This is a genomic window from Streptosporangium sp. NPDC049046 (assembly GCF_040649155.1).
Classification (GTDB): domain Bacteria; phylum Actinomycetota; class Actinomycetes; order Streptosporangiales; family Streptosporangiaceae; genus Streptosporangium.
Genome location: NZ_JBEZEZ010000001.1, coordinates 247,647 through 271,342 on the forward strand (window position 1 = coordinate 247,647; position 23,696 = coordinate 271,342).

Genomic DNA, 23,696 nt, shown 5'->3' on the forward strand with positions numbered 1-23,696 from the left:
AACCTAGGCTCGCCTCCCATGGAAACAACCACTCGTTCCTCCGCGATCAGGGACGGACTGGGCGTGGGGATCGCCGTCGGACTGTCAGGGGTGGCCTTCGGCGCCGCGGCGGTCACCGCAGGGCTCAGCGTCGCGCAGGCGTGCGTGCTGAGCCTGTTCGCCTTCACCGGCGCCTCGCAGTTCGCCCTGGTCGGCGTCGTCGCGGGCGGCGGCAACCTGGTCGCGGGCACGGCCGGTGCGATGCTGCTCGGCGCCCGCAACAGCCTGTACGGCCTGCGCATGGCCGGGGTGCTCGGCGTCCGGGGATGGCGCAGGCCGCTGACGGCCCAGGGAGTGATCGACGAGACGACGGCGGTCGCCCTCGCCCAGCCGGACGAGGAGTCGGCCAGGACGGCGTTCTTCGTCACCTTCGTCAGTCTCTACCTGACCTGGAACGCCACCACCCTCCTCGGCGCGCTGGGCACCTCGTGGGTGGCCGACCCCTCGGCGTTCGGCCTGGACGTCGTCGGTCCCGCGGCCTTCCTCGCCATTTTGTGGCCCCGGCTCACCGGGAGCGGCGCCGAGGCCCGCGCGCTGCGCCTGATCGCGTGCGGCGGCGCGGCGGTCGCGCTGGCCGCGACCCCTTTCACCCCGCCGGGCGTGCCCGTGCTGCTCTCGTCCGTGGCCGTGCTCGCGGTGATCCTGAGGAGACCCAAGTGACCATCTGGTGGGCCGTCGTCATCACCTGCGCCGCCTGTTACGCGCTCAAGCTCGCCGGGCTGTCGGCACCGCGCCGAGTCCTCGACCACCCGGGGGTGCAGCGTTTCGCGACGCTCGTCCCGGTGGCCCTGCTGGCGGCGTTGATCGCGGTGCAGACCTTCGGCGAGGGGCAGGCGCTGCATCTCGACTGGCCGCGCACCGCGGGGATGTGCGCCGCCGTCGTGGCGCTGCTGCTGCGCGCCCCGTTCCTGGTGGTCCTCGCCGCGGCCGCCCTCGTCACCGCCGCGCTGCGCCACGTCCTAAGCTGAGGTCGAGGTCGTCCGTGCCGCGCGGGAACCGTACCCGGAAGGTGGCGCCGGCGCCGGGGCGGGAGGTCACCGTGGCGTCGCCACCGTGCGCGGCGGCGACGGCGGCGACGATGGAGAGCCCGAGGCCCGCGCCCCCCTGGCGGGCGCCGTCGCGGGGATGACCGGCCCGGTGGAAACGCTCGAAGACCAGGGCGCCCTGCTCCTCGGTGAGGCCGGGTCCCTCGTCGGCCACCTCGACCACGGCGTACTCGTCGTCCGTCCGGATCCTGACGACCGCCGCCGTCCCCTCGGGGGTGTGGTTGAGCACGTTGGCCAGTAGGTTACCGACGATCTGGCGGATCCTGGCGGCGTCGCCCGGCACCTCGACACGGCCCTCGCACTCCAGTGAGAGCGGCCTGAGCGGTTCGATGGCGAGGGTGTCGGCGACCGCGTCGGCGGCGAGCTCGGTGAGCTCCACCGGGACGCGCTCCAGAGGGCGGCCCTGGTCGAGACGGGCCAGCAGCAGCATCTCGTCGACCAGGGAGCCCATCCGGGTCGCCTCGGCCTCGATCCTGCGCATCGCCTTGGCCAGGTCCTCCGGCCGGGTGTCCGCGCCGCGCCGGAACAGCTCGGCGTAACCGCGGATGGAGGCGATCGGGGTGCGCAGCTCGTGGGAGGCGTCGGCGACGAAGCGGCGCAGCCGGTCCTCCGACGCCTCCCTCTCGCGGAACGCCTCCTCGATCTGGGCGAGCATCTGGTTGAGCGCGTGGCCGAGGCGGCCCACCTCCCCGGTGATGGGCGCCGCCTCGATGCGGCGATCCAGGTTGCCTTCGCCGATCGCCGCCGCGGTCTCGACGATGCGGTCCAGCGGGCGCAGCCCCCGGCGGATCAGGTGGGTGGCGAGCAGGGTCAGGCAGACGAGCGCGAACGCCGAGGAGCCGATCATGACGAGGGCGACGCGTTTGACCAGCTCGTCGGAGGCGGCCATGAGCGCCTCGGGGGTGGGCAGGACGAGCAGCCTGGCGCCGCCGTGACCACGCCAGTCCTGCAGCGCGCCGAACGTCGCCCCCGCCGCCATCCCGAGCGCGAGCGCGACCAGGCCCACGACGGTGAGCACGAGGCGGGTCCGCAGCGACATCAGTCCTCCCTCGGCAGGCGCAGGACGTATCCCACCCTGGGCACGGTGTGGATGAGCGGAGGATGCGACGCGTCGACCTTGCGGCGCAGGTAGCTGATGTAGGTCTGCACGACCCCGTCGTTCCCGCCGAAGTCGTACTCCCACACGTAGTCGAGGATCTGCCGTTTGGAGACGACCTTGCCGGCGTTGGCCGCCAGGAAGCGCAGCAGCTTGAACTCCGTCGGGGTGAGGTCGACGCGCCGGCCGTCGCGCCACACCTCGTGGGCGTCCTCCTCGATGACAAGGTCGGCGAAGGTCACCCTGCCCTCCTCGGCGCCGGCCCGCCTGGTCCTGCGCAGCACGGCGCGGATCCTCGCGATCAGCTCCTCCAGGCTGAACGGTTTGGTGACGTAGTCGTCACCTCCCACGGTGAGCCCGCCGATCTTGTCCTCTGTGGCGTCGAGGGCGGTGAGGAAGACCACGGGCACCTCGGAGCCCTTCGACCTGATCCGGTGGCAGACCTCGGTGCCGAGCACGTCGGGCAGCATCACGTCCAGGACGATCAGGTCGGGACCGAAGGTCTCGGCCAGCGACACCGCCGCGGCCCCCGTCCCCGCGATCGCCGTCTCGAACCCCTCGTAGCGAAGCGCGGTTGCGACGAGGTCGGCGAGGTAGGGCTCGTCGTCTACGACCAGTATTCGGTTCACCCGACAAGTTTCACTCGGAAGATCTTGAAAAGACCATAGAAAACTCTGTGAAGAGTGATTCACATGCCGCTCTAAGGGCGGGCACACAACCATTGAAGATCATTTTGTTGCACTGGAGGCCATGGAGAGAATCTCGGTTTTCGTACTGCGGCGCAAGGGACTGGTCGCCCTGCTGACCGTGCTGGGATTCCTGGTGGGCCTGGGCGCGACGCCGATCGCGATCCAGCGGCTCTCCGAGGAATATTCGCATCCCGGAATGCCCGCCTTCGAGGCCAACCAGGAAATAGTCAGAATCTATGGGAATGGTGGCTATCAGCGGCCATTTGTTCCAGTTGTCGTGCTTCCTGAGGGAATGCGGGCCGAAGACAACAGGGAGATCCTCGGCCGCGCCTTCGCCGCCGTCTCCGCCGAACTGCCCAAGGCCCGCGTGGTCTCCTACGCGAGCACCGGCGATCCCCGGCTGATCGGCACCGACGGCCGGACCACGTTCGGACTCGTCTTCCCCGGCACCTACTCCGACGGCAGCCCTCCGGGCGGGGGCCTCGGGGAGACACCGGACGAGAGCCCGGTCATCGTCAAGGCGATGACCCCGGTGCTGCCGGCGGGCACGAGCGTGCACGTGACGGGCCTGGACGCCCTCGCGCCGAGCGTGGACGCGGGCGGGGTGGACGTGCCCACCAAGATCGGTGTCGGAGTGCTCGCCGCGGTGGTGGTCCTGCTGCTGGTGTTCCGCTCGGCACTCGCCTTCGTACCGCTCCTCATCTCGGTCCTGTCCATCTTCCTGTCGTTCGTCGTGATCCTGCTGCTCACGCTGGTGACGACCGTGCACGACGTGGCCCTCACCACGATGCCCCTGCTCGGCCTGGGCATCGCGATCGACTACTCGCTGCTGCTGGTGGCCCGCTGGCGTGAGGAGCGGGCGAACGGGCACCGCGGCGACGAGGCCGTGCACCGGGCCATGGCGGGCGCGGGACGGGCGGTGCTGTTCAGCGGCGCGGCGGTCGCGGTCGGCCTGGTGACCATGGTGGTGCTGCCGGTGCCGTTCCTGCGCAGCCTCGGCCTCGCCGGGATGATCATCGCGGCGACGAGCGTGGCCACCACACTCACCGTGCTGCCGGTACTGCTCGCCCTGACCGGCCGGCGACTCGACCGCAGGCGCACCCGCGCGGGCCGGGACGGGGCTCCCTTCCAGCGCGAGGCGCGAGCCGGACGGGCCTGGTCGGCGTGGGCCCGCGGCGTGGTGCGGATGCGCCTGCTCGCCGCCCTGCTCACCGGCGGGTTGCTGACGGCGCTGACGGTGACCGCGTTGAGCGTCAACCTCGGCCTGCCCGCGAGCGGGAACCTGCTGACCACCGGCCCCGGTGCCGAAGGACTCTCCGCGCTGCGCCAGGCGGGCGTCCCCGCGGGCTCGATCACCCCGTTCGACGTCCTGGTGAGCGGCGACCCCGCCCAGGCCGCCGAACGGATCAGGAACGTGGAGGGCGTGTCCACGGTGCTCGCCCCCGACGACCCGTCCTGGCGCCGCGAGGGCACCGCCGTCATCACCGTGCTTCCGATCTCGGAGAACGGCACCGAGGCCGGCGAGGCGACCATCGCCCGGGTGCGCGAGGCGGTGCCGGTCACCGCGCGCGTCGGCGGCAACGCGGCGCAGAGCATGGACTTCCAGGAGCACGCCTACGGGGCGTTCCCCTGGATGCTCGGCCTGATCGCGCTGGTCACCTTCGTCATGCTGGCGCGGGCGTTCCGCTCGCTGCTGCTGCCGCTGAAGGCGATCGCGCTCAACCTGCTCTCGCTGGGCGCGGTGATCGGCGCGATGGTGGTGCTGTGGCAGTTCGGCTGGGGAACCAGGGAGCTGCTGGACATCCAGCCGACCGGCTCGATCGGCGAGTTCGTGCCGCTCGTCATCTTCGCCTTCCTGTACGGCCTGAGCATGGACTACGAGGTGTTCATCCTGGCCAGGATGCGCGAGGAGTACGACAGGTCCGGCAGCACGGAGCAGGCGGTGATCGAGGGGGTGGGCCGCACCGGCCGGCTGGTCACCTCGGCGGCGCTGATCCTGTTCGTCTCCTTCGCGGCGCTCGCCATGACCCCCGAGCTGGACGTGAAGGTGTTCGCGAGCGGTCTGGCCCTCGGCGTCTTCCTGGACGCCACCCTCATCCGCGGCGTCCTGGTCCCGGCCGTGGTCGCGATGATGGGCCGGTGGAACTGGTGGCTGCCCGTCTGGGCCGCTCGGATCCTGCGGGTGGAGCCCTCGCCGTTGAGGTGGGAGAACCCCGAGCCCACCCGAATCCCGGAGCCTGTCTAGGACCCGCCTCCGGACCTGCGGCCCCCGGACCGATGGTCCGGGGGCCGCAGGTCCGGGGTGAGGGCCCGGGAGCGGGTCGACCGGGGGAGAGTGAGAGTCGGCCGGGGCCGGGGGGCACCGGACCACCGTCCCAAGAGCCGCGGATCGAGGCCGCCGGGCATGCCGTTCCGGACTCGCGCCGGACGAGGGTCGGCCGAGGCCGAGGCCGAGGCCGAGGCCGGGACCGGGACCAAGGCCAAGGCCGGGGCCGGGGCCAGGACCGGGGCCGGGACCAGGGCCAAGACCGGGGCCAGGGCCGGGGTCACCGGACAACGAAACGGCCACCGGCTGTGAAGCCGGTGGCCGTCCACGCTTCCCTTTCACGGGCCTCGGGGAGGGTTCGTCCCGAGCCGTCAGACAGCGGTCAGCACCGCCGCGGAGTTGAAGCCGCCGGAGCCTCGGGCCACGACCAGCGCGGACGAGAGCCCTTCCACCCCCCTGGGCTCGGTGACCAGGTCCACGCCCTCGGGGGCGACGGTGCCGACGGTCGGCGGGATCACCCCTTCGGTCAGCGTCATAGCCGCCCAGGCGAGGTCGAGGGCCGCACCGCCTGAGCACAGGCGGCCGGTCATCGTCTTGGGCACCGTCACCGGCACGCGACGATCCCCGAACACCTCCCGCAGCGCCGCCACCTCAAGGGAGTCCCTGACCACGTCTCCCGCCCCGTCCGCGAAGACCACGCCGACGTCGTCCACGCCGAGCCCGGCACGGGCGATCGCCTCGCGCATCGCCCTGGCGTACTGACGGTGGTCGGGGGCCGGGTCGCTCACGTGGTGGGCGTCGTGGGTGGAGGCGGTCCCGGCGATCTCGGCGTAGACGGTCGGGGCGCCCCGGCCCAAGGCGCTGTGCCGGTCCTCCACGATGAGGATCGCGCCTCCCTCGCCGGGAACATGCCCGGCCGCGTCGGGCGCGAAGGGCCGGTAGGCCGCGGCGGGGTCGGCCGAGCGGTTCACCGTCGCCTCACCGGCCTGGCAGGCGAGCGCGTACGGCGACAGCGGCGCCTCGGTGCCCCCGGTCACGACGACCTCGGTACCCGCGCGGATCAGCCGTGCCGCCTCGGCGAGCGCGTCGATCGCCCCCGCCGCGTCCGCGACCAGCACCCCGCAGGCGCCCTTGAGCCGGTGAGCGATGGACAGCTGGCCGGTGCTCGCGGCGTAGAACCAGCCGATGGACTGGTAGGCGCTCACCGCTCGTGGCCCCTTCCGCCACAGCGCCTGGATCTCCCGCTGACCGAAGGCGTTTCCTCCCGAGGCGGCGGCGGTCACCACCGACAGGTCGAACGGATCCTCTTTGGCGGGGTCGAGGGCGGCGTCGGCCAGGGCGAGCCGGGTGGCGGCGAGGGCGAACCAGGTCCACCGGTCGGTCTGCACCAGCAGCTTGCTGTCGACGAACTCGCGCTCGTCGAAACCGGTGACCTCCCCCGCCAGCCTGACCGGCGACCCCGAGGCGTCGAACGACGTCACCGGGCCGATCCGGCTCCGCCCGGACAGGGACCCCTTCCAGTGCCCGGCCGCGCCGACACCCGTCGGGGCGACCACGCCGAGCCCGGTGATCACCGCCCTGCGGTCGCTCATCGGACCGCCCCCGGCTCAGAGAAGATCATCGCGGACTGGAACCCGCCGAAGCCGCTGCCCGCGGAGAGCGCGTGCCCGGCGGTCACCTCCCGCGCGACCAGGGGCGTGTAGTCCAGGTCGCACTCGGGGTCGGGGACGGTCAGGTTGGCCGTGGGCGGGATCACGCCCCGCTGCAGGACCAGGGCGCAGGCCGCCATCTCGATCGAGCCGATCGCACCGAGCGAGTGGCCGATCACCGACTTGATCGAGCTGATCGGCACCCGCCGGGCGTGCTCGCCGAGACTCCGTTTGTAGGCGGCCGTCTCGTGCCGGTCGTTCTGCCTGGTCCCCGACCCGTGGGCATTGACGTAGCCGATGTCCTCGGGGTTGAGCCTCGCCTGGTCGAGCGCGTGGCCGATCGCCCTGCCCAGTTCCAGGCCGTCGGGCCGCAGCCCGGTCATGTGGAAGCCGTTGGCCCGCGCGGCGTAGCCGGTGATCTCGCAGTACACCCGGGCACCGCGCCGCCGGGCGTGCTCCAGCTCCTCCACCACCAGCACCGCCGCGCCCTCACCGAGGACGAAGCCCTTCCGCCCGGCGTCGAAGGGCCGCGAGGCCGTCTCCGGTTCGGCGTTGTCCGGGCTGGTCGCGCGGATGGCGTCGAAGCACGCCACGGTGATCGGGGAGATCGGCGCGTCCGACGCCCCCGCGAGCATCATGTCCGCCTCGCCGTCCTGGACGAGCCGGTACGCCCTGCCGATGGCGTCGATGCCGGAGGTGCAGCCGGTCGAGACGACGGCGGCCGGGCCGTTCAGGCCGAACCGGACCGCCAGCTCGGCCGCCGCGCTGGAGGGCACCAGCGCCTGGTGAACGAACGGCTTCAGGTGGCGGTGATCCACCTCCCAGTCCTTGCCGCGGTCGCTCGCGACCACGTACTCCTCCTCCAGGGTGATGGTGGCCCCGACCGCCGAGCCGAGGCTCACCCCGGCCCGCTCGGGATCGGCCGCACCGAGGTCGAGGCCGGAGTCGACCACCGCCTCGTCGGCGCAGGCGACGGCGAACTGGACGAAGCGGTCCATGCGCCGGACCTCACGCGCGGTGAGACCGTGGGCGGCCGGGTCGAAGTCGACCTCGGCCGCGATCTGGGAGCGGAACGGGGACGGGTCGAAGGCGGTGACCCGGCGGACGGCCGGCCTGCCGTCCACGATCCGGTTCCAGAACCGCTCCCGGCCCACCCCGCCCGGGGCGATCACCCCGATGCCGGTGACGACGACCCGTCTCACCTTCCCACCGCCTCCGGACAGGGCTCGGTGTCCACGTGCCCGAGTTCGGGCCTCGGGGCGAGCGGGCTGAGCTGGAAGACCACGAGCGCGTCGTCGTCGCCGACGTTGGTGAGGCGGTGCCTCACCTCGCGGGGGATGAGCAGCGCCTGCTCGGCGCCGACGGTGAGCGGCTCACCGTCGAGGTCCACCCTGAGCGTCCCGGTCGCGACGAACACGTACTCCTCGGAGTAGGGGTGGTAGTGCTCGCTGACGCCCTCGCCGGGCGCCAGGCGCACGGCCCCGCAGAAGCCCGACGAGGAACCGCAGGTCGCCGGGGAGACCAGGGTGCGCAGGTCGCCGCCGCGCCTGGTGTTGGACGGCACGTCGTGAAACCCCACGACGCGCCGGCGGCGTCTCTCCACCTTCTCCTTGATCAACGACATCTGGACCGCGGAGCCGGCGTTGATCCGGCCGGTCATCTCCTGGGTGTCGACCGGCGCCTCGGGCCTCATGTGGAAGTCCTGCACCCAGCGCATGCGGGTACGGTCGGGGCCGAGCTCCTCGTAGACCCAGGTGATGTTCATGAACTCGAACGGCCCGGTCTCCACCCGGCGCGCTCTCACCGTCCAGGTGTCGCGGTCCCAGGAGCGCTCCGACACCCAGGACCAGACGCGGTCCAGCTCGTCGGGGTGCATGGTGAGCCGGAAGGTCACCGAGTCGTCCGACTCGGTGAGGACCTCCACCTTGGCGTACTCGGAGAAGAGCTCCGGCCAGGCCCGGACGTCGTTCGTCAGGTCCCAGACGAATCCGATGGGAGCGTCGATCTCGATCGTGTTGTCGGTGTGTCCGATCATGATGTGCGTTCGCCTCCTCAGAAGACACCGGTCAGGCGCCGGTCGCCGCCAGCCGCTCGGTCACGAGTTCTCTCATCAGGGACGGTGTGGTCTGGGCCGTCAGCTCCTCCTCCACGTCCACGCCGAACCTGTCCTGGATGCGGGTGGCGATCTCCACCCTGGCCAGGGAGTCGAGGTCCAGCGCGTCGAAGGTGAGTTCCAGGGCCTCGTCCCCGGCCGCGGGGTCCAGGCCCACACAGAGCAGCAGTTCGCGTACGTTCTCATCGGTGAACGGCATCGTCATCGGCTCCTGTCGTCGGTCGGTGTCCTTCTTCGTCTCGCACTTCGTCTCGCAGGGCGTCCACCAGCCAGATCCGGGCCGAGCCGACCGTCCGGGGATCCGCCATCACCGGGACGGGACGGCCCAGCGCCCGGGCGAGGTCGGCCTGGTGGGTCACCGTGGCACGCCACCCGTACCGGGCCAGCCAGGCGGACGGGTCTTCGACGGCCGACCGCCAGGCGGCCCGGGTGGAGGCGAGCCTGCCCATCGCGGGCCGCATCTGCGGCAGTTCGGCGTACGCCTTGTTGACGTGCTCGACGGCGAGCCTGCTCCCGGGGGGCGACAGCTCGGAGACCCGGCCGAGCACACGCCCCGCCTCGTCAGGCGTGAGGTACATCAGCACGCCCTCGATCAGCCAGGCGGTCGGCGCGTCCGGATCGAGGCCCGCGGACAGCAGCGCCGACGGCCAGTCCTCGCGCAGGTCGGCGGGGACGACCGCGCGATCGCAGGCGGACCGGGCCCCCTGGTCGGCGAGCGCCTTCTCCTTGAAGGAGATCAGGTCCGGCAGGTCGACCTCGAACAGGCGGGTGCCTTCTGGCCATTTCAGCCGGAAGGCGCGGGTGTCCAGGCCCGCGGCGAGCAGGGCCACCTGCCGCAGGCCCGCCTCCGCGGCCTCGCGCAGCCGGTCGTCGAAGAAGCGGGTGCGCAGGACGAAGTGCTCGGCCGCGTGCCGGCCCGCCTCGCTGATCCCGGTGATCCGCCCGGCCGCGTCGGCGAGCGGGCCCGCGAGCGGATCGTCGAAGAGCCGGTCGGGCCGCGCGCTCTCCGCCTCCCGCGCCTGGGTGATCACCACCGCGGTGCGGCTCACGCCCGTGGGCAGTCCGGGCTCCCCCGCGAGTCTGGTCACGTCTCACTCCCCTCCGCCGTGAGGTCTCCGTCGCCGGCGGACCTCCCGGCTCCGATGGCGCCCGCGTCTCCGGTGAAGTCGACGGCCATGGTGAGCCGGTACGTCTCGCGGTACACCAGCCGGTCGAACGTCAGGCGCATGAACGCGTCGCGTGCCGCGCAGGCGATCGGGTGTCGCCAGCGGGTGAGCTCGCCGTTGGCCCGCGACCGCCGGACCATCCGGGTGGTGCGTTCCACCCTGCGGGCCTCGTAGGCGGCGAGTGCCGCCGGAACGTCGCCGCCCGCGAGCTCCTCGCCCAGGACGAGCGCGTCCTCGATCGCCTGTCCGGCCCCCTGGCCGAGGTTGAACGTCATCGGATGAGCCGCGTCCCCCAGCAGCGTCACCCGGCCGTGGCTCCAGCGCCGCAGCGGAGGACGGTCGAAGACGTGCACCGGGGTGACGTCGTCGGCCCCGGTGGCGGCGATCAGGCCGGGAATCGGGTCGGGCCAGCCGTCGAACTCCGCGGCCAGCAGGCCGAGAGGGCTCTCGCCGAGCCGCGGCGCGACCCGGTCGCCCAGCACCCCGTCCCAGTAGACGTGGTCGTCGGAGAGCCGGTAGCAGACGAACCACCGGCCTCGGCCCCACGTGCTGAGGAAGGTGTGCTCGGGCATCCCGGAGCCGGGCAGCCTGATCACCCCCTGGAAGGCGGTGAACCCGGCGTATCGGGGCGGAGGGTCGCCGGGGAGCAGTGCGGCACGTACGGCCGAGCGCAGCCCGTCCGCGCCGACGAGCAGGTCCGCCCGCTCCTCGCGGCCCTCGCCGAACCGGACGACGACGCCGTCCCCGGTCGCGGTGAAACCGGTGAACCGGAAGCCGGTCACGAGGTCGTCCCCCACCCGGTCGGCGAGGAGCGCGTGCAGGTGGGGGCGGCCGACGCCGTAGACGGGGGCGCCGAGGCGCCCCGCCATGCGCGCCATCGACCACTCCGCGATCCTTCTGCCACGCGCGTCCCGAAAGCGATGCCGGTGAAGCTCGTGACCGATCTTTTCGACCTCGGGCCCCACACCGAGCGCGCGCAGTGCCAGTACGGCGTTGTGCCAGAGCACCAGGCCGTGTCCCGCCCGCGCGGCACACGGTTCGATGACGCGTTCGTACACGGTGACCTCGGCTCCCGCGGCCCGCAGCGCCAGCGCCGCGCTCAGCCCGCCGATGCCGCCCCCGACGACGGCAACCCTCACGACGGCTCCCGCGCGACGGCGGCGGCCACGACGGCCCCCGCCTTCCCCGCGGACGGCACGGCCGCCTCCTCAGGGAGTGACACGGCCACCGCCGTCCCCCCGGCAGGCGGTGCCCCTCCGGGGACGGCATGGCCGTCCTCCGTCCCCTCCGAGAGCGGTACGGCCGCCGCCGTCCCCTCGGGAAGCGGTACGGCCGCCATCCCCTCGGGAGACGGTAAGGCCGCCCCCGTCTCCTCGCGGATCAGAAAGCGCAGGGAACGGGCCTCGGTCATGCACTCGCGCATGGGCCCGACGAGTTCGCGGTGTTCCTCGGTCGCCTCCCAGGTGAGGAAGTCGGCCAGTTCGCGCCACTCACTGGTGATGAGCCACTGCTCGGGGTCGGTGGCCGACTGGCAGACCTGGTCCCTCAGGTGGCCGGGGACACCTGCGGACACCTGGTAACGGATCTTCTCGTAGGCGGCCAGGAAGTCCTCTCGCCGCTCGTCGGGCACCCTGATCAAGAAGACGATCCTGGCCCTCATCGGGGACCTCCCGCACCGGGCGGCGGTCCGCCCAGCTCGGAGGTGAACTCGAACCGGCCCAGCACCGGGACGCAGCTGCCGTACAGGCCGTCCGACTCCTCGCAGGTGAGGAACCCCACGACCCTGGCGACCAGCTCGGGGGTGACGGTGTGGTCGAAGTTCATCCCGGGCCGTTCCCGGCGCTTGTCCGGTGTGTCCGCCACGGTCATGACGACCGTGTTGGCATGGATGCCGCTCCGCTTCACCTCGTGCGCGATGGAACGGACCCAGGCGACCAGGGCAGCCTTCGCGGCGGTGTAGGCCGACAGCGCGGGCAGCGGCTCACCGGCGAGCGGGGTGCTGAAGTAGACCAGCCGCGCCCCCTCGCCCAGGTACGGCAGAACCGCCTGGGTGGCGATCACCGCCGACAGGAAGTTGTCGCGCAGCATCCGCTCGTAGACCCCGATGTCCGTCAGGAAGAGCGGTCCCGCCCGGAAGCCGCCGACCAGGTGGACCAGCCCGTCGAGGCGGCCGAAACGCCTGATCGCCTCCTCGGCGGCGAGACGGGCGCCTTCGGGATCGGAGACGTCCGTGGCCAGCGTCTCGATCCGTCCGACGACCCCGTGCCGTCGCCGCAGCCCGTCGAGGCGGTCCTTGTCACGGCCGGTGAGCAGCAGCCGGTCGCCCCGGCCGCCGAGCAGCTCGATCACGGACTCGGCGAGCTGCCCGGTCGCCCCGGTGATCAGGAAGGCCGGGGCGCTCATCGAACCGGCTCCACTCGAACCGGATCAGCTCGGAAGGGCTCAGCCGGCTCAGCTCTGCCCGCTTCCCCTCGTACCGCCTCAACCTGGACGGCCTCTGCCTGTACGGGCTCTGCCTGGACAGGCTCGCTCCTGGCCGGCCCGGCGACGCGGGTGGTCACGTGGTCCATGAGCGCCGACGCGAAGAAGGCGCGCACTCCCCGCGGGTCGCTCATGTCGCGCGGGACCACGAGGTAGGCGTCCAGCTCGCGTTCCAGTCGCTGAATGCCCGGCTGCCTGGACAGGTGGGCCATCACACTCGGCAGATCGCCGTCGATCTCGATGACACGGACGACCGTGGTGCCGTGCATGAAGATCGACGTACTGAGCAGACGCGTCCCGTCGGAGGTCTCCCAATCCGGGGGAGCGTACTCCGACAGGAGTTTCCGCACCGCCGCCTCCGTGCCGGGCCTGATCTGGAAAGTGATCGCGTAGCGCCGCATCGGTCTCCCTTGGCCGGTGGCAGCCGTCCGCCGCCTTCTGGAACCAGCCTGTTCGCGGCGGGCCCGACTGTCTTCCACCACGTGACCGAACCCGTCGGTCCCCCCTCGGTGGGGTCCTCTCCGCCATGGGTGGGAGCAGGCGTCCCCTCACCGCGGTGTCTCCCGGCCTCCGGTGCGAGCCCGGGAGCACGGGACGGGCACCCTGGCTACGGAATCGGGGACACGGGGCCGAGGGCACAGGGCCGGGGCACGGGAGTATGAAGGCGCGGGAGACCGGGAGGGCCAGGGCATCGACAGAGGTCGGAGCGAGGAGACGGAGACACCGAGGTCCAGGACACGGGCGTGGGGATCGAGGGGTGAGGGGCGCGGAGGCGAGAGGCGCGGAGGCGATGGTGCCATTGCGCCCAGCACTTAAACCGCCTCGCCTTTTAATTCAAAACATCATCACCACAATGCCTCGTTGTCACGATTCACGCCACTTTACCCGCATATCAAGTCACCGCACATAATGCGATTCGGTCCGCGCACCTTAAGAACCTCCGAGACCTCCCTGTGAGAACCCATAGATCACTTGAATGCGGAGCCCGTCGATGGTATCCGCCGACAGGATCGCCTCGAATTCCCCGACGGCCCGCCAGAGAACATTTACAGACGCGCGATCGGCGTTTCACTTACCCGGAGAACAGAATCTTAACGAAGCCTGTGACGGCCCATATAATTTGCTTGATATAGCTCCCTTTTCTGACTACGCTCACCTTTCATGGGGGAACGACGGGGCAAAACAACCCAGAAATGCAAGCACCTCTCACATCCACTGATCAGCCGATCCCAGCGGAGATCTCAACGGACCCCAACGGGGTGGGTCCGGTGAGCGACTTCTTCGGCTATCTCCTCTCCGAGCTGAGCTGGACCGACCTGTTGTGCTCCACGGCGGCCGTGATCCTGGCCACCGTGTCGGCGACGACCGATCCCCGCCAGGCCCGGATCACACCGACCCAGACCACCTCGGCCCAGACCATCCCGACCGGGAGCGAGACCAGCGCGATGCTCCGCGAGCGGCGCTGGATCGCCCGCAACCTGCACGACGGCGTGGGGCACGGCCTGACCGTCATCGCGCTCCAGGCCAGACGGCTGTCCGGCTCCTCGACGACGGGACACCAGGTGGCCCGGATCATCGAGGAGACGGCCCAGGCGACCCTGGAGGACCTGCGGGAAACACTGGCCGCCCTGCGGCACGAGCCGTCTCTCCCACGGGGGAGGCTCGACCTGGCGCCCTGGAAGGACCCGTTGGGCGACCCCGCATGGGAGCGGCCTCCGCGTGGTCCGTCTCGAAGGGAGCCGCCACGCCGTCTCTCCCGGAGGCGACCGGCGCGTGGCCTCCCCCTGGAGGAGCCTTCAGGCGGGCTCATCCGGCAGGAGCCTCGACGCGGTGACGACGGGGTGCCGCTCTCGACCAGGCTGACCGAGCTCGCCGGGCGCTTTCCTCTCCCCGACCTGGCCGTACGGCTGCGCAACATCGCCGACGAACGCCACGTGCCACCCGAGGTCGCCAAGACCGCGTTCCGTGTCGCCCAGGAGGCACTGACGAACGCGCTCAAGCACAACGCCGGCCCGGTCCATCTGGATGTCTGCTTCGGTGACGAGCTGAGCGTCTCGGTGGTCAACGAGACGCGCCCCGGTGTGATGACCGTGGCCGCTCCCGTGCCCTTTCCCGGCAGGCGGGTTCCCGGCGAACGGGGCGGCACAGGACTGTCCGGTCTGTCCGAGCGGGTCGCGGAGCAGGGGGGGCACCTGGAGTCGGGGCCACTGCCCGGGGGCGGGTTCGCCACCCGGGCCGTCATCCCCGTCACCTCCGCCATCTCCAGAGAGGACGAGCCATGCGGAAGATCCGCGTCCTGATCGCCGACGACCAGCCGCTGATCCGCAGCGGCCTGCACGCCGTCTTCGACGGGGTGCCCGACATCGTCGTGGTCGGAGAGGCACCGCACGGGCTACAGGCGGTGCAGTCGGTCAAGTCACTCCGCCCGGACGTGGTGCTGATGGACATCAACATGCCGCGCATGGACGGCATCACCGCCACCAGGGAGATCTGCAAGCTGGGTGCCGCCTACCCCGCGAAGGTCGTGATCCTCACCATCTACGACCAGGACGAGCACGTCTTCGAGGCGCTGCGCAGCGGGGCCAGCGGCTTCATCCTCAAGCACACGCCCACCGACCGGCTGGTGGAGGCCGTGCGCGAGGTCGCCGAGGGCGACGCCCTGCTCTCGCCCTCGGTGACGCGAAAGCTCATCGACGAGTTCGCCAGGCGCCCGGTGCTCTCGGCCGCGCCGACCGCCGTGCTCGACCAGCTCACCGAGCGGGAGCGGGAGGTGTTCCGCCTGCTCGTACGTGGCTACGGCAACGACGAGATCGCACGCGCGCTCGTGCTCGGCGACAGCACGATCAAGTCGCATGTCCAGCACCTCTACCAGAAGCTCGGGGTCCGCGACCGGGTCCAGATAGTGATCTTCGCGTACGAGAACGGCCTGGTGGCGGCCACCCCTCGGGGCTGACACGGCTCAGGCACGCGACGGCGGCCGTCTCCCCCACGGGGGGCGGCCCATTCGCGTCCGCCCATACCGCGAAACCACCTTCCGCCCGATCCCGCAAAAGCACCGGCAACCCGAAAAGGCGCCAGGAAGAGGACCGGAAGGAAGGTCCCGAAGGGGGCCCGGAAAAGGGCACGGCTCCCCTCGGGGAAGGAGAGGGTCCCCTCCCCGGAGGAGTCCCGGGTTCACGCCGGCGGCGGGCGACAGCGGCCCGGCCCGGTTCCTACGGTGGGACGGACCCGATCGACCGGACACCGAGGAGTTCCCGTGCCCGACCGGATTCTGATCGTCGCCCGCCTCACCCCCGGCGGCTCCGGCGAGGTCTCCCGCCTCTTCGGCGAGTCCGACGCCGGCGAGCTGCCCCGCGCGCTCGGGGTGACGCGCCGCGACCTGTTCCGCTACCGAGACCTCTACTTCCACCATGTCGAGTTCGAGGGATCCGCCGCCGAGGCGATGGCCACGGCCGGCGGACGCGAGGACTTCCTGCGGCTGAGCCGGGAGCTCGCCCCGCACGTCAGACCGTACGACCCGGACACCTGGCGCGGCCCCGCCGACGCGATGGCACAGCGGTTCTACCACTGGACCCCCCCGGAGCGTGCCCTGTGACGATCTCCCCCGCCGCACCGGCCACCGCCCCCGCCCTGTGGTCTCGCTGCCCCGGCTGCGCGTCCATCGTGTACGTCCCCCGCCTGGCCCGTACGCGGGGCGTCTGCCCCGAGTGCGACCACCACCACCGGCTGTGCGCCGATGAGCGGCTGCGCACACTGGTGGACGACGGTTCCTTCGTCGCCGCCCCCCGGGTGCGCGGTGGCGACCCGCTGGGATTCACCGACTCCCTGCCCTACGGCGAGCGTCTGGCGCGGGCACGCGAGCGCACCGGCCTGGACGACGCCGTCCTGCACGGCACCGCCACGATCGGCGGCCACCGCGTGGTCGTCGCCGTCATGGATTTCTCCTTCCTCGGCGGCAGCATGGGCTCGGCGGTCGGCGAGGCCGTCACCCGCTCCTGCGAGCGGGCGCTGAGCGAGCGCGTGCCGCTGGTCCTGGCCGTCGCCTCGGGAGGCGCCCGCATGCAGGAGGGCTGCCTGTCACTGATGCAGATGGGCAAGACCGCCCAGGCGATGCGACGACTGCGGCGGGCGGGCGTGCTCAGCGTCTGCGTGCTGACCGATCCCACCTTCGGCGGGGTGACCGCCTCCTTCGCCACTCTCGGGGACGTGCTGATCGCCGAGCGCGGTGCGCTCGTCGGCTTCGCGGGGCCGCGCGTCATCGCCTCCGCCACCCGCGAGAAGCTCCCGCCCGGCTTCCAGAGCGCCGAATACCTCGCCGAACGCGGCATGCTCGACCGGGTCGAGCCCCGCGAAGGGCTGCGTCCCCTGCTCGCCCGGCTGCTGTCCACGACCGGCCGCCCCGGAAACGAACAGACCGGGAACGCACCACACCGAGACGCGCGAAACGGGAACGGGTCCGCGCAGGGGACGCCGCTCCCCGCTCGGTCCGCGGCGGTGATCCGCGATCCGGGCGAGCTGTCCGGCGAGCCGACCGCCCGGGAGACCCTGCGGCTGGCCCGCGACACCCGGCGTCCGACCACTCTCGACTACATCTGGCATCTGTGCTCGGACTTCGTGGAGCTTCACGGAGACCGCACGCATCGCGACGACCCGGCGATCGTCGGCGGCACCGGCCTGCTCGACGGGACACCCGTGATGATCATTGGTCATCAGAAGGGGCACGACACCGGGGAACTCGTCGCCAGAAACTTCGGTCTCGCCCATCCCGAGGGCTACCGCAAGGCACTGCGGCTGATGCGGCTCGCCGACCGGCTCGGCCTGCCGGTGGTGACGCTCGTCGACACCCAGGGCGCGGCCCCGGGTGTCGGAGCCGAGGATCGCGGGCAGTCCTGGGCGATCGCCGAGTGCCTCGCCGGCATGTCGGAGCTGTCCGTGCCGGTGGTCGCCACCGTGGTCGGTGAGGGAGGCAGCGGCGGGGCGCTGGCCCTCGCGCTGGCCAACCGGGTCCTGATGCTGCGCCACGCCGTCTACTCGGTGATCAGCCCGGAGAGCTGCTCGGCGATCCTGTACGGCGATCCCTCACACGCCACCGAGCTGGCCGGTTCCCTGCGGATCACCGCGCCCGAGTTGCTGCGGCTCGGTGTCGTGGACGGGGTCGTGCCGGAGCCCGCGGGCGGTGCCCAGGAGGATCCGCGAGCGGCGATGGACGCGCTCAGGTCGGCCGTACTGGAATCACTGCGCGAGCTGTCCGGGCTCGACGGCGACGAGCTGCGCAAGCACCGCCACGAGAGGTTCCGCGTGCTGGGGGTGGTCGAGGATGAGTGAGCGGGCCACCGGAAGGCAGGGCCGGGGAGAGGACACCCACGCGGTAGTCCGAGACACCGAGAGGCGAAGTGAGGGGGAGGAGACCCACGCGGCGATGCGGCTGCTGCGCGAGGAGGTCGCCAACCTCGTCAAGGCCGTCCCGGGACCGGTGGCCGGCATCTCCCTGCGCCTGGGCGAGTGCGCCCTTGAGGTGACCTGGGCCTTTCCCCAGGCCCCTCCCCCGGTCCTGCGGCCCGCCTCCCAGCCCGCCGCGCCGGTCCAGCAGCCTACGGCCGTGACCACGGAGCAGGCGGCCGGGTCGCCCGAGCGAGAGGACCCCGCCTCGTACGCGGTGACCTCTCCCCTGGTGGGCACCTTCTACGTCGCCGCCGAGCCGGGAGCCCCGCCGTTCGTACGACCCGGCGACCGGGTGGACGCGGGGCAGACGGTCGGCCTCGTCGAGGCGATGAAACTCATGAACCCGGTGGCCGCCGGCCAGGCGGGCGAGGTCGTCGAGGTGGTCGTGGGAAACGGCGAGCCGGTGGAGTACGGGCAGGTCCTGGTGCGGCTACGGACGGACGAGCCATGAGCTTCGGAAGGATACTCATCGCCAACCGGGGCGAGATCGCGCTGCGCGTGGCCAGGACCTGCCGCGAGATGGGCATCGAGACCGTCGCCGTGTACTCCACGGCCGACCGGGACGCCCGGTTCGTGGCCTACGCCGACAGAGCCGTCCACATCGGCCCGGCCCCGGCGCGGCGCAGCTACCTCTCGGTGCCCGCCGTCATCGAGGCGGCCCTGCAGACCGGGGCGGAGGCGATCCACCCCGGCTACGGTTTCCTGTCGGAGGACGCCGACTTCGCGAGGATCTGCGCGGACAGCGGGATCACCTTCATCGGTCCCCGTCCCGAGGTCATGGAGCACGTCGGCGACAAGGCGCGGGCGCGCTCCCTGATGGCCGAGGCCGGGCTGCCCGTCCTGCCCGGCAGCGACGGCGCCGTCTCCTCCGCGGCCGAGGCCGAGCGGATCGGCTCCGAGATCGGCTATCCGGTCATCGTGAAGGCCGTCGCGGGCGGCGGCGGGCGGGGCATCGAGGTGGCGCGCGACCGGGCGGAGCTGCGTGACGTCTACCGGCGCACCACCGCGCTCGCCCGGCGGATGTTCGGTGACGGCGACGTCTACATCGAGCGGTTCGTGCCCGTGGCCCGCCACGTGGAGGTGCAGCTGCTGGGAGATTCCGCCGGGACCGTCGTGCACCTGGGGGAGCGCGACTGCTCGTTGCAGCGGCGCAACCAGAAGCTCGTCGAGGAGGCGCCCTCCCTCGCCCTGTCCGAGGAGGCGCGCGGGCGGCTTGGCGAGTACGCCGTGGCCGGAGCGCGGCACGTGGGCTACACCGGGGCGGGGACGATGGAGTTCCTGGTCGGCCCGACCGGTGAGGCGACCTTCATGGAGATCAACGCCCGTATCCAGGTCGAGCATCCGGTGACCGAGATGCTCACCGGCGTCGACCTGGTCAGGGAGCAGATCCGGGTGGCGGCGGGCGAGCTCCTGCCGTTCACCCAGGAGCAGATCCGCTTCACCGGCGCGGCCGTCGAGTGCCGGGTGAACGCCGAGGACCCGGGCGCGGGGTTCCGTCCCACTCCTGGCCGCCTGACGGTCTTCCGTCCGCCCGGCGGCCCCGGGGTGCGGGTCGACTCCGGGTTCGCCCAGGGCGACACGATTCCCCCCGACTACGACTCGATGATCGCGAAACTGGTCGTCTGGGCGCCCACCAGAAAGGAGGCGATCGCCAGGGCAGACCGCGCGCTCGCCGAGTTCGCCGTGGAGGGACCGGGGGTGGCCACCACCATCCCGTTGCTGCGCGCCCTGCTCGCGCAACCGCGGTTCGCGGCGGGTGAGCACGGCACCGGATTCGTGGACACGTTCATGCGCGAAGAAGGGCACATGCTCTGGTCTGCGTAAACTTTCCTGAATGCCGACGTAAATCCTGGGTACTCGCCACCCCATGACCGATTCTCAGGGGATCATCGGAGCCCGCTACCGCCTACTCGAACGCATCGGCCGAGGAGGCATGGGAACGGTCTGGCGAGCGCGGGACGAGGTCCTGGGCCGGGAGGTGGCGGTCAAGGAGGTCGTCCCCTCCCCCGACCTCACCGGTCCCGAGCGTGAGGTCTTCACCGTCCGGACCCTCAGGGAGGCCCGTACCGCCGGGCGGATCGGCGGCCACCCGGGAGTGGCGACGGTCTACGACGTGATCGAGGAGAACGGGCGCCCCTGGATCATCATGCAGCTCATCGACTCCCGCACGCTCGGAGCGGTGGTCAGGGAGGACGGGCCGCTGCCGCCGATGCGGGTGGCGCGGATCGGGCTGGAGGTGCTGGGCGCGCTGCTCGCCGCCCACCACGCCGGTGTCCTGCACCGCGACGTGAAGCCGGACAACGTGCTGATCGCCAGGGACGGACGGGCGGTGCTCACCGACTTCGGCATCGCCGTCCTGGAGGGCGACTCCTCGATCACCAGGACCGGCTCGCTCATCGGCACCCCGGCGTTCATCGCGCCGGAGCGGGCGAGCGGCGGGCCGGCCGAGTTCGCCTCCGACCTGTGGTCGCTCGGCGTGACGCTTTACGTGGCGGTCGAGGGACGTTCCCCCTTCGAGCGGGCCCACCCGCTCGCGACGCTCAGCGCCGTCATGCACCAGGAGCCGTCGCCGATGCGGTTCGCCGGGCCGCTCGCCCCGGTGATCTTCGGCCTGCTCCACAAGGATCCCGCGCGACGCATGTCGGCCCGCGATGTGCAGGTCCACCTCACCTCCCTGGTGAACGGCACCGCACCGGAACCGACCATGCCCATCGAACTGCCCGCCGCACCGCCCGCCGGGGCCGCCACCGGACCGTCGGCCGGATCTTCCATGGCGGTTCCCCTGGTGGCCGCGGTCCCGGGTCCGGACGGCGCACCCACCGCGCCGGCCGAGGCCACACCGCCGCTACCTCCCGTGCCCGCCGGATCCGGCCCGGAGCAGGGTCCGGCCTTCGTCCCCCGGAGGAGGCGACGTCCGGCGATGGCCGCCCTGGTCGCGGCGACGCTCGCCATCGCCGCGACCGCGGGAGGTGCGGCATGGGTCGCCGTCAACTCCTCGCCCCCGATCCCCCGGGATCAGCCGACGTCGGCGAGCGTGGGGCCCGACGAGAAGAAGCCCTCGAACAAGCCCGAGCAGGCGAAGGTACCCGCGCGAGACAACGGTGGCGGGACCTCGGGTCGCCCCGCCCCGGAAAGGGCGAGGAACGACGACCCCGCGCCACGGGACAGGCCGTCGGGCGAACCGTCGGAGAAGCCGTCGCCCAAGCCGTCACAGGACCCTCAAAACAAGCCCGACAAACCCAACAAACCCGACAGGCCTGAGGAGGACCCCGCCGGCCAGGGGCAGGACGAGGAGCAGGACCAGGGTGAGGGGACCGGCGAGGGCTCGGGGCAGGACACCGCGCCGGGCGAGGGGCAGCAGGGCGACTCACCCGACCAGGTCGACCCCAACGCCGGGACGGCCCCCGAGGGCAAGGTCGCGAACGCCGGAGTGATCAACGGACCGGGCCAGGACACGGACACCGGAGGCGAGATCAGGAACGGCTGATCGGTGTGCGGCGCTAGGACTCGGCGGCGACGATCCTGAGAGCCTGGGCCAGATCTTCGGGGTAGGTGGTGCTGAAGGAGACCCACTCGCCGGTGGAAGGGTGCTCGAAGGCGAGGGAGACCGCGTGCAGCCACTGCCTGCTCACCCCCAGGCGCGCGGCCAGGGTGGGGTCGGCCCCGTACAGCATGTCGCCGACGCACGGGTGGCGCAGCGCCGACATGTGGACCCTGATCTGGTGGGTGCGGCCCGTCTCCAGCTTGATGTCCAGCAGCGACGCCGCGCGGAACGCCTCGATCGTGTCGTAGTGGGTGACCGAGTCCTTGCCCCCGGCCACCACCGCCCAGCGACCGTCACCGACGGGATGGCGGTCGATCGGCGCGTCCACCGTGCCTCGGTGCGGGTCGGGGTGGCCCTGGACCAGCGCGTGGTAACGCTTGTCGACCGTACGCTCCTTGAAAGCCCTCTTCAGGTGGGAGTAGGCGTGCTCGCTCTTGGCGACGACCATCGCGCCGGTGGTGTTGGCGTCCAGCCGGTGCACGATGCCCTGGCGTTCGGCCGCGCCACTGGTGGCCACCCGGTGGCCGGTGCCCAGCAGACCGCCGATCACGGTGGGACCGGTCCACCCGGTGGTCGGGTGGGCGGCCACGCCGATGGGCTTGTTGACGACGACGATGTCGTCGTCCTCGTACACGATGTGCATTCCGGGCACGGGCTCGGCCACCGGCATCGGCGTGGTGGGCGGCGGCGGGAGGGTGACCTCCAGCCACGCGCCGCCGTGGACCCGGTCGGACTTGATCGCGGTCGCGCCGTCCACCAGCACGTCACCGGCGACGATCAGCTCGGCCGCGCGGGTGCGGGAGAGGCCGAACAGGCGTGACAGGGCGGCGTCGAGACGCTCGCCCTCCAGCCCGTCGGGGACGGGCAGGCTTCGCCGGTCAGCCATCGCTGTTCTCCTTCGTTTCCTTCGTGGTCTTCTCGGCCCCCATGTCGCGCGTGCCGTCGAGCTGGTAACCCCGCCAGGCGAGAACGACCGCCAGGATGCCCCCGCAGACGATCGCCGAGTCGGCGACGTTCCAGACCGGGAAGTGGCCGGGGAAGGTCTCGATGAAGTCGACCACGTGCCCCTGGAAGGGCGAGGGCCTGCCGGGCCCGAAGCCCGAGGGCCAGCGGAAGATACGGTCGGTGAGGTTGCCGAGTGCCCCGCCGAGCAGCAGGCTCAGCGTGATCGCCCAGGGCAGGCTGCGCAGGTTGCGCGCGGTGCGCAGGATCGCCACCACGACGGCGGTCGCGACACAGGTGAAGATGATCGTCATCCCGGTGCCGAGGCTGAAGGCGGCCCCCGAGTTGAAGATCACCCGGAACTGGAGGAGATCCGGGACGACCACGAGCGGTTCCCTGCCCTCCAGGGTCCGAAGCACGAGGGTCTTCGTGGCCAGGTCGAGGGCGTAGATGACGGGGACGATCGTCGCGAGTACGGCGATCCGCCGCCTCGGGAGCGGGGCGGCGGAAACCGCCCCGTCCTCGCTGTCACCGGTCAGCGGCGCTCCTCCCGCTGCTTGCAGGCCACGCACAGCGTCGCCCTCGGAAACGCCTGAAGGCGCTCCTTTCCGATCGGCTGATGGCACGATTCGCACACTCCGTAGGTCCCCGCGTCGATCCGGGCGATCGCTCGCTCGTTCTGCGCGACCAGGTCGCGCGAGTTCAGGGTAAGGGCGATTTCGCGCTCGCGTTCATACGTCCGGGCTCCGGCGTCGGCCTGATCGTCTCCCGCGCCGTCGGTGACGTCGCTCGACGCGATCTCCGTCTCGGCCCTGGCGATCTCCTCGGTGAGCTCTCGGATCTCCGTGGCCAGTTGCTCACGGACCACCTTGAGTTCCTCGGCCGACCAGGTGACGACGGCGCCGTCCTGGGACGGCGCCACCGCGCTGTTGTGTGCGCGCACGGTCGCAGCCATGGCGGCCTCCTTGCTCGATGACCGTTTCCAATGTGGTAAGCGGTGCGGGCAGCTTAGGTCTTCTATAACAGAACGGCAAACGACCCGCCGCATTGTTTACCACTCCCGTAACATCCGGTCGCTTCCCCCTGATTCCGCTCAGCCTGCCTCGATAACGGGAAGCTTCCAGGGGGGCGGGTGCGTTATCGTGTGAGCCTGCAAGGCGTTGATGGGGACAGCAACCTCCGCATCCCCTCGCACGAGCGACCCGGGGACGGTGCGAGCCCGG

Annotated in this window: 25 protein-coding genes; 11 read left to right on the top strand and 14 right to left on the bottom strand. The window is 71.6% G+C overall.

Annotation, left to right across the window (positions count from 1 at the left end; all coding sequences use genetic code 11):
• Positions 1-18: 18 nt before the first annotated feature.
• Together AB0B96_RS00985 and AB0B96_RS00990 are read left to right on the top strand one after the other, a co-directional pair.
• Positions 19-699 (top strand): AzlC family ABC transporter permease, encoded by a 681-nt coding sequence (locus tag AB0B96_RS00985; protein WP_362895419.1) that lies wholly within the window; start codon positions 19-21, stop codon positions 697-699.
• Complete coding sequence (locus tag AB0B96_RS00990) at positions 696-1,007, top strand: AzlD domain-containing protein (protein ID WP_362895421.1); 312 nt, start codon at positions 696-698, stop codon at positions 1,005-1,007. The genes AB0B96_RS00985 and AB0B96_RS00990 overlap by 4 nt, the downstream gene beginning before the upstream one ends.
• Here the strand turns inward: AB0B96_RS00990 and AB0B96_RS00995 are convergent.
• Both AB0B96_RS00995 and AB0B96_RS01000 read right to left on the bottom strand, forming a co-directional pair.
• On the bottom strand, positions 976-2,124 hold the full coding sequence (locus tag AB0B96_RS00995; protein ID WP_362895423.1) for a HAMP domain-containing sensor histidine kinase: 1,149 nt from the start codon (positions 2,122-2,124) through the stop codon (positions 976-978). The two genes, AB0B96_RS00990 and AB0B96_RS00995, sit on opposite strands and share 32 nt — an antisense overlap.
• Entirely contained in the window at positions 2,124-2,810 is a 687-nt protein-coding gene (locus AB0B96_RS01000; RefSeq protein ID WP_362895425.1) for a response regulator transcription factor, read from the bottom strand. The genes AB0B96_RS00995 and AB0B96_RS01000 overlap by 1 nt, the downstream gene beginning before the upstream one ends.
• A gap of 121 nt (positions 2,811-2,931) precedes the next feature.
• Here AB0B96_RS01000 and AB0B96_RS01005 point away from each other — a divergent pair, with 121 nt between their 5' ends.
• Entirely contained in the window at positions 2,932-5,115 is a 2,184-nt protein-coding gene (locus AB0B96_RS01005; protein ID WP_362895427.1) for an MMPL family transporter, read from the top strand.
• A gap of 159 nt (positions 5,116-5,274) precedes the next feature.
• On the top strand, positions 5,275-5,448 hold the full coding sequence (locus AB0B96_RS01010) for a hypothetical protein (RefSeq protein WP_362895429.1): 174 nt from the start codon (positions 5,275-5,277) through the stop codon (positions 5,446-5,448).
• Between the two features lie 59 nt (positions 5,449-5,507).
• Here AB0B96_RS01010 and AB0B96_RS01015 read toward each other — a convergent pair whose 3' ends face one another.
• The 9 genes from AB0B96_RS01015 to AB0B96_RS01055 are packed head-to-tail and all read right to left on the bottom strand — an operon-like array spanning position 5,508 to position 12,946.
• Positions 5,508-6,728, bottom strand: coding sequence for a beta-ketoacyl synthase N-terminal-like domain-containing protein (locus AB0B96_RS01015; protein WP_362895431.1), 1,221 nt, complete (start codon positions 6,726-6,728; stop codon positions 5,508-5,510).
• Positions 6,725-7,987 (bottom strand): beta-ketoacyl-[acyl-carrier-protein] synthase family protein, encoded by a 1,263-nt coding sequence (locus tag AB0B96_RS01020; protein WP_362895433.1) that lies wholly within the window; start codon positions 7,985-7,987, stop codon positions 6,725-6,727. Before AB0B96_RS01020 ends, AB0B96_RS01015 begins: the two co-directional genes overlap by 4 nt.
• Complete coding sequence (locus AB0B96_RS01025; protein WP_362895435.1) at positions 7,984-8,820, bottom strand: cupin domain-containing protein; 837 nt, start codon at positions 8,818-8,820, stop codon at positions 7,984-7,986. The genes AB0B96_RS01020 and AB0B96_RS01025 overlap by 4 nt, the downstream gene beginning before the upstream one ends.
• Before the next feature lie 31 nt (positions 8,821-8,851).
• A complete protein-coding gene (locus AB0B96_RS01030; protein ID WP_350948126.1) occupies positions 8,852-9,097 on the bottom strand; it encodes an acyl carrier protein in 246 nt (81 codons plus the stop codon).
• The gene (locus AB0B96_RS01035; protein WP_362895438.1) at positions 9,081-9,986 is read right to left on the bottom strand and encodes an SAM-dependent methyltransferase; all 906 of its coding nucleotides are present in this window, start codon (positions 9,984-9,986) and stop codon (positions 9,081-9,083) included. The genes AB0B96_RS01030 and AB0B96_RS01035 overlap by 17 nt, the downstream gene beginning before the upstream one ends.
• The gene (locus tag AB0B96_RS01040) at positions 9,983-11,203 is read right to left on the bottom strand and encodes an FAD-dependent monooxygenase (RefSeq protein ID WP_362895440.1); all 1,221 of its coding nucleotides are present in this window, start codon (positions 11,201-11,203) and stop codon (positions 9,983-9,985) included. Before AB0B96_RS01040 ends, AB0B96_RS01035 begins: the two co-directional genes overlap by 4 nt.
• Complete coding sequence (locus tag AB0B96_RS01045; RefSeq protein WP_362895442.1) at positions 11,200-11,724, bottom strand: antibiotic biosynthesis monooxygenase family protein; 525 nt, start codon at positions 11,722-11,724, stop codon at positions 11,200-11,202. Before AB0B96_RS01045 ends, AB0B96_RS01040 begins: the two co-directional genes overlap by 4 nt.
• Positions 11,721-12,467 carry an SDR family oxidoreductase gene (locus AB0B96_RS01050; RefSeq protein WP_350948122.1) on the bottom strand — a complete coding sequence of 249 codons (747 nt, stop codon included), beginning with the start codon at positions 12,465-12,467 and terminating at the stop codon, positions 11,721-11,723. The genes AB0B96_RS01045 and AB0B96_RS01050 overlap by 4 nt, the downstream gene beginning before the upstream one ends.
• The gene (locus tag AB0B96_RS01055; protein ID WP_362895444.1) at positions 12,464-12,946 is read right to left on the bottom strand and encodes a SchA/CurD-like domain-containing protein; all 483 of its coding nucleotides are present in this window, start codon (positions 12,944-12,946) and stop codon (positions 12,464-12,466) included. The genes AB0B96_RS01050 and AB0B96_RS01055 overlap by 4 nt, the downstream gene beginning before the upstream one ends.
• Positions 12,947-13,813: 867 nt before the next feature.
• Between AB0B96_RS01055 and AB0B96_RS01060 the strand changes: the two genes are divergently transcribed.
• The 7 genes from AB0B96_RS01060 (at position 13,814) to AB0B96_RS01090 (ending at position 21,474) form a co-directional block, all read left to right on the top strand.
• Positions 13,814-14,845 (top strand): histidine kinase, encoded by a 1,032-nt coding sequence (locus AB0B96_RS01060; RefSeq protein WP_362895446.1) that lies wholly within the window; start codon positions 13,814-13,816, stop codon positions 14,843-14,845.
• Positions 14,824-15,498 carry a response regulator transcription factor gene (locus AB0B96_RS01065; RefSeq protein WP_350948119.1) on the top strand — a complete coding sequence of 225 codons (675 nt, stop codon included), beginning with the start codon at positions 14,824-14,826 and terminating at the stop codon, positions 15,496-15,498. Before AB0B96_RS01060 ends, AB0B96_RS01065 begins: the two co-directional genes overlap by 22 nt.
• A 303-nt stretch (positions 15,499-15,801) precedes the next feature.
• Complete coding sequence (locus AB0B96_RS01070; RefSeq protein ID WP_362895449.1) at positions 15,802-16,140, top strand: TcmI family type II polyketide cyclase; 339 nt, start codon at positions 15,802-15,804, stop codon at positions 16,138-16,140.
• Positions 16,137-17,870 (top strand): acetyl-CoA carboxylase carboxyltransferase subunit alpha, encoded by a 1,734-nt coding sequence (locus AB0B96_RS01075; protein WP_362895451.1) that lies wholly within the window; start codon positions 16,137-16,139, stop codon positions 17,868-17,870. Before AB0B96_RS01070 ends, AB0B96_RS01075 begins: the two co-directional genes overlap by 4 nt.
• Positions 17,863-18,438 carry a biotin/lipoyl-containing protein gene (locus AB0B96_RS01080; protein ID WP_362895453.1) on the top strand — a complete coding sequence of 192 codons (576 nt, stop codon included), beginning with the start codon at positions 17,863-17,865 and terminating at the stop codon, positions 18,436-18,438. Before AB0B96_RS01075 ends, AB0B96_RS01080 begins: the two co-directional genes overlap by 8 nt.
• Positions 18,435-19,811: an acetyl-CoA carboxylase biotin carboxylase subunit gene (locus AB0B96_RS01085; RefSeq protein ID WP_362895455.1), complete on the top strand. Its 1,377-nt coding sequence runs from the start codon at positions 18,435-18,437 to the stop codon at positions 19,809-19,811. The genes AB0B96_RS01080 and AB0B96_RS01085 overlap by 4 nt, the downstream gene beginning before the upstream one ends.
• A gap of 43 nt (positions 19,812-19,854) precedes the next feature.
• Complete coding sequence (locus AB0B96_RS01090) at positions 19,855-21,474, top strand: protein kinase (protein ID WP_362895457.1); 1,620 nt, start codon at positions 19,855-19,857, stop codon at positions 21,472-21,474.
• A 13-nt stretch (positions 21,475-21,487) separates the two neighbouring features.
• Here AB0B96_RS01090 and AB0B96_RS01095 read toward each other — a convergent pair whose 3' ends face one another.
• The 3 genes from AB0B96_RS01095 to AB0B96_RS01105 are packed head-to-tail and all read right to left on the bottom strand — an operon-like array spanning position 21,488 to position 23,428.
• On the bottom strand, positions 21,488-22,417 hold the full coding sequence (locus AB0B96_RS01095; RefSeq protein WP_362895459.1) for an RluA family pseudouridine synthase: 930 nt from the start codon (positions 22,415-22,417) through the stop codon (positions 21,488-21,490).
• Positions 22,410-23,045 carry a signal peptidase II gene (locus AB0B96_RS01100; protein ID WP_350948112.1) on the bottom strand — a complete coding sequence of 212 codons (636 nt, stop codon included), beginning with the start codon at positions 23,043-23,045 and terminating at the stop codon, positions 22,410-22,412. Before AB0B96_RS01100 ends, AB0B96_RS01095 begins: the two co-directional genes overlap by 8 nt.
• Entirely contained in the window at positions 23,009-23,428 is a 420-nt protein-coding gene (locus AB0B96_RS01105; RefSeq protein WP_362895462.1) for a TraR/DksA C4-type zinc finger protein, read from the bottom strand. The genes AB0B96_RS01100 and AB0B96_RS01105 overlap by 37 nt, the downstream gene beginning before the upstream one ends.
• Between the last annotated feature and the right edge of the window lie 268 nt (positions 23,429-23,696).

Excerpts from the sequence above, each read along its gene's own strand:
- AB0B96_RS00985 (WP_362895419.1), top strand. The coding sequence starts at position 19 with ATGGAAACAACCACTCGTTCCTCCGCGATCAGGGACGGACTGGGCGTG.
- AB0B96_RS00995 (WP_362895423.1), bottom strand. The coding sequence starts at position 2,124 with ATGTCGCTGCGGACCCGCCTCGTGCTCACCGTCGTGGGCCTGGTCGCG.
- AB0B96_RS01005 (WP_362895427.1), top strand. The coding sequence starts at position 2,932 with ATGGAGAGAATCTCGGTTTTCGTACTGCGGCGCAAGGGACTGGTCGCC.
- AB0B96_RS01010 (WP_362895429.1), top strand. The coding sequence starts at position 5,275 with ATGCCGTTCCGGACTCGCGCCGGACGAGGGTCGGCCGAGGCCGAGGCC.
- AB0B96_RS01015 (WP_362895431.1), bottom strand. The coding sequence starts at position 6,728 with ATGAGCGACCGCAGGGCGGTGATCACCGGGCTCGGCGTGGTCGCCCCG.
- AB0B96_RS01025 (WP_362895435.1), bottom strand. The coding sequence starts at position 8,820 with ATGATCGGACACACCGACAACACGATCGAGATCGACGCTCCCATCGGA.
- AB0B96_RS01030 (WP_350948126.1), bottom strand. The coding sequence starts at position 9,097 with ATGCCGTTCACCGATGAGAACGTACGCGAACTGCTGCTCTGTGTGGGC.
- AB0B96_RS01045 (WP_362895442.1), bottom strand. The coding sequence starts at position 11,724 with ATGAGGGCCAGGATCGTCTTCTTGATCAGGGTGCCCGACGAGCGGCGA.
- AB0B96_RS01050 (WP_350948122.1), bottom strand. The coding sequence starts at position 12,467 with ATGAGCGCCCCGGCCTTCCTGATCACCGGGGCGACCGGGCAGCTCGCC.
- AB0B96_RS01055 (WP_362895444.1), bottom strand. The coding sequence starts at position 12,946 with ATGCGGCGCTACGCGATCACTTTCCAGATCAGGCCCGGCACGGAGGCG.
- AB0B96_RS01065 (WP_350948119.1), top strand. The coding sequence starts at position 14,824 with ATGCGGAAGATCCGCGTCCTGATCGCCGACGACCAGCCGCTGATCCGC.
- AB0B96_RS01080 (WP_362895453.1), top strand. The coding sequence starts at position 17,863 with ATGAGTGAGCGGGCCACCGGAAGGCAGGGCCGGGGAGAGGACACCCAC.
- AB0B96_RS01085 (WP_362895455.1), top strand. The coding sequence starts at position 18,435 with ATGAGCTTCGGAAGGATACTCATCGCCAACCGGGGCGAGATCGCGCTG.
- AB0B96_RS01090 (WP_362895457.1), top strand. The coding sequence starts at position 19,855 with ATGACCGATTCTCAGGGGATCATCGGAGCCCGCTACCGCCTACTCGAA.
- AB0B96_RS01095 (WP_362895459.1), bottom strand. The coding sequence starts at position 22,417 with ATGGCTGACCGGCGAAGCCTGCCCGTCCCCGACGGGCTGGAGGGCGAG.
- AB0B96_RS01105 (WP_362895462.1), bottom strand. The coding sequence starts at position 23,428 with ATGGCTGCGACCGTGCGCGCACACAACAGCGCGGTGGCGCCGTCCCAG.